The organism is Devosia albogilva (assembly GCF_042685625.1).
Taxonomy (GTDB): Bacteria; Pseudomonadota; Alphaproteobacteria; order Rhizobiales; family Devosiaceae; genus Devosia; species Devosia albogilva.
This window is the reverse complement of record NZ_JBHUNP010000001.1, coordinates 1,726,668-1,739,228: the sequence shown is the minus strand read 5'-3', so window position 1 is coordinate 1,739,228 and position 12,561 is coordinate 1,726,668. Positions and strand designations below refer to the sequence as shown.

Genomic DNA, 12,561 nt, shown 5'->3' with positions numbered 1-12,561 from the left:
TCGATCTCACTTCGCACAGCATCGCGGCCTTGGAAAGGCAAAGCGCCGTCATCGCGCCGGCTCCAGGTCCTCGCGCCGCCAGACGATGCGAACGCGCGCATGGGCGGCGCCTTCAGCATTGTCGAAGGCGAGTCGGGCGCCGGTGCGCTCGAGCAGAGTCTTGGCGATAAAAATGCCAAGGCCGAGGCCGCCGGACTGATGAGCGTTCTGCCCCTGCGGGTCGCGCGGGCGGGTGGTGAGGTAGGGTTCGCCGAGCCGGGCGATCAATTCGGGCGGAAAGCCGGCTCCATCATCCGTGATGGTGATGGTTACAGTGTCGGCATCCCATCCGGATTCAATGCGCACCGTCTCATGCGCGAAATCGGTGGCGTTCTCGATCAGGTTCCCGAGCCCATAGAGCAGGCCGACGCTGCGGCTGAAGACCGGTGTCGGGCCGCTGCCGGTACCGTCGAACAGAATAGCCTTGCCGCGGCTTTCGTGCGGGCGGGCGACTTCGGCGAGGAGGTCGTCGAGGGGTACGGCCGCAAAGGGGTCGCCGCCATCGTCGCCGAGATTGCGCAGCTTGGCGAGGATGGCGCGGCAGCGGGCGGCCTGCTCGATGATCAGTTCGACATCGTCGGCAAGGGCGCTGCCGGGGTCGACATCGGCCCGCATTTCCTTGGCGGCCAGGGCGATGGTCGACAGCGGGGTGCCCAGTTCGTGGGCGGCGGCGGCGGCGAGGCCATCGAGCGCGCTCAACTGCTCGCGGCGCGAGAGCGCCAGTTCGGTGGCCGCTAGGGCATCGGCGATCTGGCGTGCCTCATGCGCCACCCGGCTGGTGTACGCCGAGATGAAGGCGACGCCGCAAACGATCGCCACCCAGATGCCGATGACGAAAACGCGGTTGAAACCAAGCTGTTCTCCCGGCACCCACGGCAGCGGCAGGTGCCATATGGATAGAAGCGAGGCCAGGCCGGCGGTGAGCAGGGCAATGGTGAAGGTCCAGCGCTGCGGCAGGATGCTGGCCGAGACGGAGACGGGGGCAAGCAGCAGCAGCGAGAACGGGTTTTGCAACCCGCCTGTCAGCGCCAGCAGCCCCGAGAGCTGCAACAGATCGAAGGCGATCTGCAGCGCGGCAAACAGCGAAGACGGCCGGTGGGCGGCGCCGAAGCGCAGCACCAGAAACAGGTTGAAGGCGGCCGAGGCCCCGATCAGCAACAGGCATTCGACGAGCGGTAGCGGGAAGCCGAGGCCGAAGGCGACGAACAGTACGCTGATGGTCTGCCCGCCGACCGCGAGCCAGCGCAGCAGCACCAGGGTTTCGAGTCGAAGCGGTCGCCAACTCGACGGCAGAGGCAGGCTGTCGGCGGCGGAACTCATGGACATCGGCGACTCCGGAGCGCGCCCATAGTGAGCGCTTTTGGGCATTTCAAGACAAAAAAATCGACGGGCACATGCTTGATCCCACCCCCGCCGGGACCACGTTACACCCATTCGTGACTGGGAGAATGTTTCGAAATGACCACTGCAATCATCAAACCTCAATGGTCGCCCCTGACCATCGGCCTCATGGTCCTGGGCTTCATCGTCTTCTGGCCGCTCGGCCTCGCCGTTCTCGGCTACATCCTGTGGGGCGAGAAGTTCGGCGGCACGCCGGAGAAGGCTCAGGCCTACTGGAACAAGGGCAAGAGCTGGTGCAGCTCCACCGGCCGCCACGGCTTCAAGGCCCACTCCACCCGTTCCAGCGGCAATGCTGCCTTCGACGAGTATCGTGACGAGCAGCTTCGCCGCCTCGAGGAAGAGCGCTCCCGGCTCGATGCCGAGATCGACGCCTTCCACGAGTACATGGAGAACCTGCGCAAGGCCAAGGACCGCGAGGAGTTCGACCGCTTCATGGCCGACCGCCGCGGCTCGCGCCAGGGTTATGGCGACAACGGCAACAACGGCCAGAACAATGGCGACAACAACGGTTGGGGCAACAACGGCTAAGCCCCGCCGGACCTCCTCCCTCCTGAAGTCGGTCTCCCAAGACCAAACTGGGCGCCTCGCAAGGGCGCCCTTTTTTGTGCCTTCCCGAGGATGTGATTTTCCGCGGTCCCCCACCTAACCTCCCCCGCAAGCGGGGGAGGGACGGATCGAGTTGCCGCGATGTCTCCACGCTCACCGAGGCGCCCCTCCCCCTTCAGGGGGAGGCCGGGTGGGGGTGTCACGAAAAAACAGATCGCGCCACAAGGGCGCGATCTGCGGGTGCCGAACAGGTAGAAGCTTACAGCCCGTCGGTGACGACGGTGGTGTAGGCGCCTTCCGGCTGGTTCTTGATGATGCCCTGGTCGAGCAGCGCCTGCACGGTGCGGTCGTAGGTCTCCATGTTGAGAGCCGCATCGTCCGGATCGACGAGCTTCGAGACCTCTTCCACCATGTAGCGCTGGTGGTCGTACTCGGCAGCGCCGGTGTCGTCGGCCTCGACCACGATCTCGGCGGCTTCATCCGGGTTGTCGAGCGCGTACTGCCAACCCTTCATCGAGGCGCGGACGAAGCGGGTATAGGCGTCGACCTTGGCCGGATCGTCGAGGGTTTCCTCCATGACATAGAGGCCGTCCTCGAGCAGGTCGTTGCCCATCTCGGTGTAGTTGAAGATGGTGAGGTTGTCCGGGCCGTAGCCGGCATCGAGCGCCTGGCCGTACTCGTTATAGGTCATCACCGAGATGCAGTCGGCCTGGCCCTGGATCATCGGCTGGATGTCGAAGCTCTGCTGCAGGACAGTGACGCCCTCCGCCGAGCCGTCGGTGGGGATGCCGAGCTTGTTCATCCAGGCAAAGAACGGGTACTCGTTTCCGAAGAACCAGACGCCGAGCGTGTGGCCGGGGAAATCCTCGGGCGAAGTGATGCCGGTCTCGGTGGGGCAGATCATCATCAGGCCCGAGCGCTTGAACGGCTGGGCGATGTTGACCAGCGGCACGCCCGTATCGCGGGCAGCAAGGCCGGCGGCCATCCAGGTGACGATGATATCGGCACCACCGCCGGCGATCACCTGCTCCGGGGCGATGTTCGGGCCGCCGGGCAGGATGGTGACGTCGAGGTTCTCCTCGTCATAGAAGCCCTTGGCTTCCGCGACGAGATAACCGGCGAACTGGGCCTGGGTGACCCATTTGAGCTGCAGCGTCAGGGCGTCCTGCGCCACGGCAGGGAGGGCCGAAAGCGCCAGGGCGCCTGCGACGAGACCTCCGATCAACTTCTTCATCTTCACGTTCCCTTTTCCCTGTTGGTTACGCCCGTCCACCGCGGACGGACGGATGCCAGAAGGTGACGCCCCTTTCTATGAGGGCGATCACCCCGTAGAAGGCGGACCCCGCGACCGCCGCAACGGCGATCTCCGCCCAGACCAGGTCGATGGCGAGACGCCCCACCCCGGTCGATATCCGGAACCCCATTCCCACCACGGGTGTCCCGAAGAATTCGGCTACGATTGCCCCGATCAAGGCCAGAGTCGAGTTGATCTTGAGGGCGTTGAAGATGAAGGGCGCGGCGGCCGGCAGGCGCAGCTTGAACAGCGTCTGCGTGTAGCTCGCCGCATAGGTGCGCATCAGGTCGCGCTCGATGACGCTGGCGGCGTTGAGCCCGGCAACGGTGTTGACCAGCATGGGGAAGAAGGTCATCGCCACCACCACGGCAGCCTTGGATTGCCAGTCGAAGCCGAACCACATCACCATGATCGGGGCGATGCCGATGATGGGCAGGGCCGACATGAAGTTGCCGATCGGCATGACGCCGGCCTTGAGGAAGGGCGAGCGGTCGACGGCGATGGCAACCAGCAGGCCCGCCAGGCAGCCGATGATGTAGCCGGGGATCACCGACTTGACGAAGGTCTGGACGAAATCGGCCCAGAGGATGCCGGTTTCGGCGGCGAGACGCGCGGCAATGGCGGACGGCGCCGGCAGCAGCACCGGCGGGACGTTGGCGCCGCGGGTGACCACTTCCCACACCACCAGCAGCGTCAGCCCGAACACCAGCGGAATGACGAGCCCGGTGCCGCTATGCGGCAGCGCGCCCGCGCGGATGGCGGCGGAAAGCCGTTCGACGAACAGCCAGGCAAAGGCCCAGGCGGAGAGGAGCGCCAGCCAGAAATGGGCGGGCATCGCGGCGCCGGCCGGCAGCGAGAGGATCAGCGCCGCAGCTCCGGCGGCGGCGAGAATGCCATCGAGGGAGAGGTTGAACGCCACTCGGACCCTGAGCAGCGACAGGGTACCGAGCGCAAAGAACAGCAGCAGCGGCGCCGGTGTGTTGCCGACCGCAAGGCTCAGCAGCAGGCCGACCAGGCTGGCGCCGGCGGCGAGCAAGGCGAGGAAGCGCTGCAGGGGGGAGAGGCTGCCGATCATGCTGCGCGCACTCCCATGCGGCGGTTGACCACCCGCTCGGCGCCACCGACCAGCGCCACCAGCACCGCGGCAAGCCCGGCGGCGATGAACAGGGCGGCCCAAATTTGGATGGTCTGGCCGTTATAGGAGCCGGTCAGGAGCCGCACGCCGAGGCCACCGCCCGAAGCGTTGGAGAGTTCGGCCACCACCGCGCCGATCAGCGAGATGGCGATGCCGACCTTCATCGAGGCAAACAGGAACGGCATGGCAGCCGGCCAGCGCAGCTTCGAAAACACCTGCCAGGGATTGGCGTCATAGGTGCGCATCAGGTCGAGCTGGATGCCCTCGGGCGAGCGCAGGCCCTTCACCATGCCAACGACCACGGGGAAGAAGCTCAGATACATCGAGATCAGCGCCTTGGGCACCAATCCGGTCATGCCGACAGCGCCGAGCCCGACCACCACCATGGGTGCCACGGCGAGAATGGGGATGGTCTGGCTGGCGATGATCCACGGCATCAGCGAGCGATCGGCAGCGTCGTTGTGGATGATGATGACGGCGAGCAACACGCCCAGCGCGGTGCCGAAGGCGAAGCCGAGCAGGGTCGCCGACAGGGTGATCCAGCCATGATAGGCGAGTGAACGCTTGGAGCCGATGTCGAGCATCACCGTGGCATTCCAGATTTCGCTGATCACCTGGTGCGGCGCCGGAAGCACCGGCTTGTCCTGCGCCCAGGTCTGCTGCGCGAACTCGGTGAAGGCGACGTTTTCGAGATTGGCGCGGGCGTTAAGCTGGTTCTGCCAGGGCGCGTTCATCCAGATCGCCGCGGCATACCAGAGCGCCAGGATGGCGAGCAGGATGGTGAGGACGGGCAGGACGCGGTTCATGGGTGCAGTACCCCCACCCAACCTCCCCCTGAGAGGGGGAGGGGCTGCATCGCGTGCTCGGCCCGGATCCTACCCAACACACCGGCCGGTCCCTCCCCCTGCCAGGGGGAGGCTAGGTGGGGGTTTGCGGGGCGCCCCATCACACCGCCTCCTCATAGGAGTGGCCAGCCCTCAACCCCTCCCGCACCCTTGCGGCGATGGCGAGGAACTCAGGCGTTTCGCGGATGTCGAGCGGGCGCTCGCGCGGCAGGTCGCTGACGATGACGTCGGTCACCCGCCCCGGGCGCGGCGACATGACCACGATCTTGGTCGACAGGTACACCGCCTCCGGAATGGAGTGGGTGACGAAGCAGATGGTCTTCTGCGTCCGGTCCCACAACTTCAGCAGTTCGGAATTGAGATGGTCGCGCACGATCTCGTCGAGGGCGCCGAAGGGCTCGTCCATCAGCAGCAGGTCGGCATCGAAGGCCAGGGCCCGAGCGATGGAGGCGCGCTGCTGCATGCCGCCCGAGAGCTGCCAGGGATAGCGCTTCTCGAAGCCGGTGAGGTTGACCAGCTCCAGCGTGCGGCGGATGCGCTCGGCCTGCTGCTCGCGGCCATAGCCCATGATTTCGAGTGGCAGGGCGACGTTCTTTTCGATGGTCCGCCAGGGATAGAGCGCCGGCGCCTGGAACACATAGCCATAGGCGCGGCTGCGTCGGGCCTGTTCCGGGGTCTGGCCATTGACGGTGAGGGTGCCGGAGGTGGGGCGCTCGAGATCGGCAATGGTCCTGAGAAAGGTGGTCTTGCCGCAGCCCGAAGGGCCGATGAAGGAGACGAACTCGCCCTTGTCGATGGTCAGGTTGACGTCGCTGAGCGCGACCACATCGCCATCGGCCGTCGGAAAGGTGAGCCCGAGTTGGTGCGCGGCAACAACGGCTGCGGCGGGCATGGCCTTGTCTGTGATGCGGTCGGAAACAGAAGTCGTCACGGACAAGAGCTGGTGCCTTTCTCAGGAAGTGCCGGTCCCGGAGGCGGTGCCCGCCCCCGCATGTGGACAATGCAAGGGGTGTGCCGCGGCGCGAGCGGCGTGGTGCCGCCGCTCCTGCGAGCCAAACCCTTCCTGCACTGCCACTTTTTTGCGCATGCTGATCGTGCCTAGACGCCGGTCGCGGGAATGCCGGCCCGCTCCACCTTGCGCGGCGCAACGAGTTCCTTCCACTGCGACAGCGCCCGGTTCACCGGATTTTTCGCCTCGCGGGCGACGAACTTGCCGTGCCCCGGCTCGGCCTTGACCTCGTTCTCGACCACCGAGACCTTGCCGCGACTGAGCACGAAGCGCGGCAGGCCGGTGACTTCGAAGCCTTCGAAGACGTTGTAGTCGATCACCGACTGCTGCGACTGGGCCGAAATGGTCTTCTTGCGCTTCGGGTCCCAGACAATGAGGTCCGCATCGGCCCCTTCGAGCACCGCACCCTTCTTGGGGTAGAGGTTGAGGATCTTGGCGATGTTGGTGGACGTCACCGCCACGAACTCGTTCATGGTCAGCCGGCCGGTGTTGACGCCGGCGGTCCACAAGACCGGCAGGCGATCCTCGAGCCCGCCCGTGCCGTTCGGGATCTTGGCAAAATTGCCGACACCGGTGCGCTTCTGATCGGTGGTGAAGGCGCAGTGGTCGGTGGCGACGCAGGAGAGCGAACCCGACTGCAGCCCGGCCCAGAGCGAATCCTGGTGCTGTTTGTTGCGGAAGGGCGGCGACATCACCCGGCGCGCGGCGTGGTCCCAATCGGGGTTGAAGTATTCACTCTCGTCCAGCGTCAGGTGCTGGATCAGCGGCTCGCCATAGACGCGCATGCCCTTCTGACGGGCGCGGCGGATGGCTTCATGCGCCTGTTCGCAGGAGACGTGGACGACATAGAGCGGCACGCCGGCCATGTCGGCCAGCATGATGGCGCGGTTGGTGGCCTCGCCCTCGACCTCCGGCGGGCGGGAATAGGCGTGACCTTCGGGGCCGGTATTGCCCTCGGCGAGGAGCTTCTGGGTCATGGCGGCGACGATGTCGCCGTTCTCGGCATGGACCAGCGGCAGGGCGCCGAGCTCAGCACAGCGCTGGAAGCTGGCGAACATCTCGTCGTCGTTCACCATCAGCGAGCCCTTGTAGGCCATGAAGTGCTTGAACGAGGTGATGCCGCGGTCGACCACCTCGGCCATCTCGTTGAACACCTGCTCGCCCCACCAGGTGATGGCCATGTGGAAGGAATAGTCGGCCGAGGCCTTGCCGGTCTTGTTGTCCCACATCTTCAGCGCCTCGAGCAGCGACTGGTCGGGGTTGGGCAGGCAGAAATCGACCACCATGGTAGTGCCGCCGGCGAGCCCCGCGCGGGTGCCGCTCTCGAAATCGTCGGCCGAATAGGTGCCCATGAAGGGCATTTCGAGGTGGGTGTGCGGATCGATGCCGCCCGGCATGACATAGCAGCCGGTAGCATCCAGGGTCTCGTCACCGGAAAGATTCTGGCCGATCTCGACGATGGTCTCGCCGTCGATCAGCACGTCGGCGCGATAGGTCAGGTCGGCGGTGACGATGGTGCCGTTCTTGAAGGCTGTGGTCATGGTATTGTGGTCCCTCAGTTCACGATTTCAGCCGTTTCGAGCACCGCATGCAGCAGCACGTCGGCGCCGGCTGTCGCCCATTCCTTGGAAATGTCTTCGGCTTCGTTGTGCGAGAGCCCGCCCACACAGGGGCACATGATCATGGTGGCGGGGGCCACCTTGGCGGCCCAGCAGGCGTCGTGGCCGGCGCCGGAGATGATGTTCATGTGCGAGTAGCCGAGCTTTTCGGCGGCGGCGCGGACGCGGCCCACCAGTGTCGGATCGAAGGTGACCGGATCGAAATGGCCGACCGCTTCCACCGCGCAGCCGACGCCCAGTTCCGCGCAAATGGCGGCGGCGCGGCTTTCGATGGCGGCCCGCATGCGGTCGAGTTTTTCCTGGGACGGCGTCCGCAGATCGACGGTGAACACCACCGTGCCGGGCAGCACGTTGCGCGAATTGGGCGCAAACTTCACCTGCCCGACGCCGGCCACGGCACCGGGCTGCTCAGCCATCGCCAGCTCCTGCACCATCTCGAAGATGCGAGCCATCGCGAGGCCGGCATTGACCCGCATGTCCATCGGCGTCGAGCCGGTATGGGCTTCCCTGCCCGTCAGGGTGAACTCGAGCCACCACAGGCCCTGGCAGTGGGTGACGACCCCGATCTGCTTGTCCTCCGCCTCGAGAATCGGCCCCTGCTCGATGTGGTATTCGAAGTAGGCGTGCATCTTGCGGGCGCCGACCTCTTCCTCGCCCACCCAGCCGATGCGCTCGAGCTCATCGCCGAAGCGCTTGCCCTCCGGATCCGTGCGGCCATAGGCATAGTCGAGCGTGTGGGCACCGGCAAAGACGCCCGAGGCGAGCATGGCCGGCGCGAAGCGGGCCCCTTCCTCGTTGGTCCAGTTGGTGACGACGATGGGGTGGCGGGTCTTGATGTTGAGGTCGTTCAGCGAGCGCACCAGTTCGAGGCCGGCCAGCACGCCGAGCACGCCGTCGTATTTGCCGCCGGTGGGCTGGGTATCGAGATGCGATCCGACATAGACCGGCAGGGCGTCCGGGCCCGTGCCCGGGCGGGTCATGAACATGGTGCCCATCTTGTCGACACCCATGCTGAGCCCCGCTTCGCTGCACCAGCGCTGGAACAGCTCGCGCCCCTGCTTGTCGGAATCCGTCAGCGTCTGCCGATTATTGCCCCCGGCAACACCCGGGCCGATTTTGGCCATCTCCATGAGACTGTCCCAGAGACGATCAGCGTTGATGCGAAGGTTTTCTCCGGGTGCGGTCATGGGTTACTCGCAGGCTTTGTGCAGGTGGGAAGACCCCTCGCCCTGGCCCTCTCCCCGGAGGGGCGAAGGGACGAAGGAGCGTAGGGTGTCGAGTATGGTGGCGAGCACGATGTGCGTGTCGCTTAGTATGTCGTTGTTCCAGAACCGCAGGATGGTGTAGCCGGCGGAGCGGATCGCTTCATCGCGGAAGTGGTCTCGCCCAGGGGTATGCTGGCCGCCATCGGCCTCGATGACGAGCATGGCGTCGCGACAGGCGAAGTCGGCGTAGTAGCCGGAAATCGGTAGCTGGCGGACGAACTTGTAGCCGGCGAGGCGGCGATTCCGCAGATGGTACCAGAGGCGGTTTTCCGCCTCGGTGAGTTCGGTACGCAAGGTGCGCGCTCGAAGCAGCTTTTTTCCCTTCGCCCGCCGCTGCGCGGCGACATCTCCCCGGAGGGGCGAGGTGAATGTTCCTCCACCGGCGCCGCCCCCAGCGTCCCCTCGCCCCTCCGGGGAGAGGGTCAGGGTGAGGGGTGCGATGTCGGTGAGTGCCCCGATCATTGCCGCTACTTCAAGCTCGGGAAGGTGAATTCGGCGCCGCCCTTGATGCCGGCGGGCCAGCGGGTGGTGACGGTTTTGAGCCGGGTGTAGAAGTGGATGGCTTCCGGCCCGTAGATGCCGTGGCTGCCGAAGATGGAGCGCTTCCAGCCGCCGAAGGAGTGGTAGGCGACCGGCACCGGAATGGGCACGTTGATGCCGACCATGCCGACTTCGATCTTGTCGGCGAACTCGCGGGCGGCGTCGCCGTCGCGAGTGAAGATGGCGGTGCCGTTGGCGTATTCGTGGTTCTGGATCAGGCTGACGGCGTCGTTGAAGCTTTCGGCGCGCACCACCGACAGGACGGGGCCGAAGATTTCTTCCTTGTAGATGGTCATGTCGGGCGTCACGTCGTCGAACAGGGTGCCGCCGACATAATAGCCGTTCTCATAGCCCTGCAGCTTGAAGCCGCGGCCGTCGACGACGAGCTTGGCGCCTTCCTCGACGCCCTTGTCGATATAGCCGACGATCTTGTCGCGGTGCTGCTTGGTCACCACCGGACCCATCTCGGCGTCCTTGTCGGTGGCCGGGCCGATCTTGAGGGCTTCGACGCGTGGCTTGAGCTTGGCGACAAGGGCGTCGCCGGTGGCCTTGCCGACCGGCACGGCGACCGAAATGGCCATGCAGCGCTCGCCGGCGGAGCCGTAGCCGGCGCCCATCAGCGCATCGGCCGCCTGGTCGAGGTCCGCATCGGGCATGATGACCATGTGGTTCTTGGCGCCGCCGAGCGCCTGGACGCGCTTACCCGTGCTGGTGCCCCGGGTATAGACATATTCGGCGATCGGCGTCGAACCGACGAAGCTCACCGCCTTGATGTCGGGGTGGTCCAGAATGGCGTCGACGATTTCCTTGTCGCCATGGACGATGTTGAGAATGCCCTCGGGGAGACCGGCATCCATGAACAGGTTCCAGGCGAAGACCGAGGCGGAAGGGTCGCGCTCCGAAGGCTTGAGGATGAAGCTGTTGCCGCAGGCGATCGCGGCCGGATACATCCACAGCGGCACCATGGCCGGGAAGTTGAACGGGGTGATGCCGGCAACCACCCCGAGCGGCTGTCGGTCGGAATAGGTGTCGATCGAAGGGCCGACATTGCGGCTGAACTCGCCCTTGAGCAGATGCGGGATGCCGCAGGCGAAGTCGACGCAGTCGATGCCGCGGGCGACTTCGCCCAGCGCATCGTCATGCACCTTGCCGTGCTCGCGCGAGATGATGCGGGCCATTTCGTCGGCATGCTGGTCGAGCAGCGCCTTGAAGCGGAACATGATGCGCGCCCGCTTCATCGGCGCAAGATTGCCCCAGTCGACCTGCGCCTTCTTGGCGCTGGCGACGGCGGCGTTCAGCTCATCCACCGTGGACAGCGGCAGTTCCGCACTCTGCTCGCCGGTGGCGGGGTTGAAGACCGGCACACGGCGGGTGGACGCCGATTGGTAGCGCTTGCCGGCGACGGCGTTCTCGATGACCTGCATCAGCTCTTCCCCTCCAATTCGGGAACAAACATTCTATTCTTCTCCCTATAGAATGTCTGTTCCATGCTACTCAAGGGTCTTGAGGATGTCGGCCAAGGTGCCGACGATCTGGTCGATCTGCGCCTTCTCGATGATCAGCGGCGGCGACAGGGCGATGATGTCGCCGGTGGTGCGGATCAACAGGCCAGCGTCATAGGCCTTGAGGAAGGCGGCGAAGGCCCGCTTGGTGGGCTGGCCGGCGATCGGCTCGAGCTCGATGGCGCCGACCAGGCCGATATTGCGGATGTCGATGACGTGCGGCAGGCCCTTGAGCGAATGGAGCGCCTCTTCCCAATAGGGGGCGAGCTCGTTGCCGCGTTCGAACAGGTGTTCTTCCTTGTAGGTCTCGAGAGTCGCGAGACCAGCGGCCGAGGCGATCGGATTGCCCGAATAGGTGTAGCCGTGGAAGAACTCGATCAGGTGCTCCGGCCCGTTCATGAAGGCATCATGGATCTGGGCCGACACCAGCACCGCGCCCATGGGGACGACACCGTTGGTCAGGCCCTTGGCCGTGACCATGATGTCCGGGGTGACGCCGAAATAGTCGGCGGCGAAGGGTGTGCCGAGGCGGCCATAGCCGGTGATGACCTCGTCGAAGATCAAGAGGATGCCGTGCTTGCTGGTGATCTCGCGCAGCCGCTGCAGATAGCCTGGCGGCGGGATCAGCACGCCGGTCGAACCGGCGACCGGCTCGACGATGACGGCGGCAATGGTGGAGGCATCGTGAAGGGTGACGATGCGCTCGAGTTCGTCGGCGAGCTCGACGCCATGCTGCGGCAGGCCGCGCGAGAAGGCGTTTTTCGACAGATTATGGGTGTGCGGCAGGTGATCGACGCCGCTCAGCAGAGTGCCGAACATCTTGCGGTTGTTGACGATACCGCCCACCGAGATGCCGCCGAAATTGACCCCATGATATCCGCGCTCGCGGCCGATCAGGCGGGTACGGCTGCCCTCGCCATTGGCGCGATGGTAGGCGATGGCGACCTTGAGGGCCGTTTCCACCGATTCCGAGCCGGAATTGGTGAACAGCACATGGTCGAGCCCTTGCGGGGCGATGTCGACGATGCGGTTGGCGAGTTCAAAGGCCTTGGGGTGGCCCATCTGGAAAGCCGGGGCGTAGTCGAGCTCGGCCGCCTGTTTGGCGATGGCTTCGACGATGCGCGGCCGGGCATGGCCGGCATTGACGCACCAGAGCCCGGCAGTACCGTCCAGCACCTGGCGGCCATCGGAGGTGGTGTAGTGCATGTCCTTGGCGGCAACGAACATGCGCGGCGCCTTCTTGAACTGCCGGTTGGCAGTGAAGGGCATCCAGAAGGCGCTGAGATCGTTCGGCGCAACGCTGGTTACGGACACGGTACATCTCCCCCTGCGGTCTTTGCGATTCTGGCCTTGACGCTTGGCGTCA

General features: G+C 65.4%; 11 protein-coding genes. 1 reads left to right on the top strand and 10 read right to left on the bottom strand.

Features of this window, described 5'->3' with window-relative positions; translation table 11 throughout:
* Positions 1 to 48 precede the first annotated feature (48 nt).
* Complete coding sequence (locus ACFSX5_RS08860) at positions 49 to 1,365, bottom strand: ActS/PrrB/RegB family redox-sensitive histidine kinase (protein ID WP_386832929.1); 1,317 nt, start codon at positions 1,363 to 1,365, stop codon at positions 49 to 51.
* Between the two features lie 132 nt (positions 1,366 to 1,497).
* Here ACFSX5_RS08860 and ACFSX5_RS08855 point away from each other — a divergent pair, with 132 nt between their 5' ends.
* Positions 1,498 to 1,968 (top strand): DUF2852 domain-containing protein, encoded by a 471-nt coding sequence (locus tag ACFSX5_RS08855; protein WP_386832928.1) that lies wholly within the window; start codon positions 1,498 to 1,500, stop codon positions 1,966 to 1,968.
* Between the two features lie 277 nt (positions 1,969 to 2,245).
* Here the strand turns inward: ACFSX5_RS08855 and ACFSX5_RS08850 are convergent, their stop codons facing one another.
* The 9 genes from ACFSX5_RS08850 to ACFSX5_RS08810 form a co-directional block, all read right to left on the bottom strand.
* Positions 2,246 to 3,220, bottom strand: coding sequence for an ABC transporter substrate-binding protein (locus ACFSX5_RS08850; RefSeq protein ID WP_386832926.1), 975 nt, complete (start codon positions 3,218 to 3,220; stop codon positions 2,246 to 2,248).
* 25 nt (positions 3,221 to 3,245) lie between these two features.
* On the bottom strand, positions 3,246 to 4,355 hold the full coding sequence (locus ACFSX5_RS08845; protein WP_386832925.1) for an ABC transporter permease: 1,110 nt from the start codon (positions 4,353 to 4,355) through the stop codon (positions 3,246 to 3,248).
* Entirely contained in the window at positions 4,352 to 5,221 is an 870-nt protein-coding gene (locus tag ACFSX5_RS08840; RefSeq protein WP_386832924.1) for an ABC transporter permease, read from the bottom strand. The genes ACFSX5_RS08845 and ACFSX5_RS08840 overlap by 4 nt, the downstream gene beginning before the upstream one ends.
* Positions 5,222 to 5,360: 139 nt before the next feature.
* A complete protein-coding gene (locus ACFSX5_RS08835) occupies positions 5,361 to 6,152 on the bottom strand; it encodes an ABC transporter ATP-binding protein (RefSeq protein WP_386832923.1) in 792 nt (263 codons plus the stop codon).
* A 206-nt stretch (positions 6,153 to 6,358) separates the two neighbouring features.
* The gene (gene hydA / locus ACFSX5_RS08830; RefSeq protein ID WP_386832922.1) at positions 6,359 to 7,810 is read right to left on the bottom strand and encodes a dihydropyrimidinase; all 1,452 of its coding nucleotides are present in this window, start codon (positions 7,808 to 7,810) and stop codon (positions 6,359 to 6,361) included.
* Between the two features lie 14 nt (positions 7,811 to 7,824).
* The gene (locus ACFSX5_RS08825) at positions 7,825 to 9,075 is read right to left on the bottom strand and encodes a Zn-dependent hydrolase (protein WP_386832921.1); all 1,251 of its coding nucleotides are present in this window, start codon (positions 9,073 to 9,075) and stop codon (positions 7,825 to 7,827) included.
* Between the two features lie 3 nt (positions 9,076 to 9,078).
* Positions 9,079 to 9,465, bottom strand: a complete 387-nt coding sequence (locus tag ACFSX5_RS08820; protein ID WP_386835612.1) for an endonuclease domain-containing protein — start codon at positions 9,463 to 9,465, stop codon at positions 9,079 to 9,081.
* A 155-nt stretch (positions 9,466 to 9,620) separates the two neighbouring features.
* The gene (locus ACFSX5_RS08815; RefSeq protein ID WP_386832920.1) at positions 9,621 to 11,117 is read right to left on the bottom strand and encodes a CoA-acylating methylmalonate-semialdehyde dehydrogenase; all 1,497 of its coding nucleotides are present in this window, start codon (positions 11,115 to 11,117) and stop codon (positions 9,621 to 9,623) included.
* Between the two features lie 66 nt (positions 11,118 to 11,183).
* Positions 11,184 to 12,464 carry an aspartate aminotransferase family protein gene (locus tag ACFSX5_RS08810; protein ID WP_386835610.1) on the bottom strand — a complete coding sequence of 427 codons (1,281 nt, stop codon included), beginning with the start codon at positions 12,462 to 12,464 and terminating at the stop codon, positions 11,184 to 11,186.
* Positions 12,465 to 12,561 lie beyond the last annotated feature (97 nt).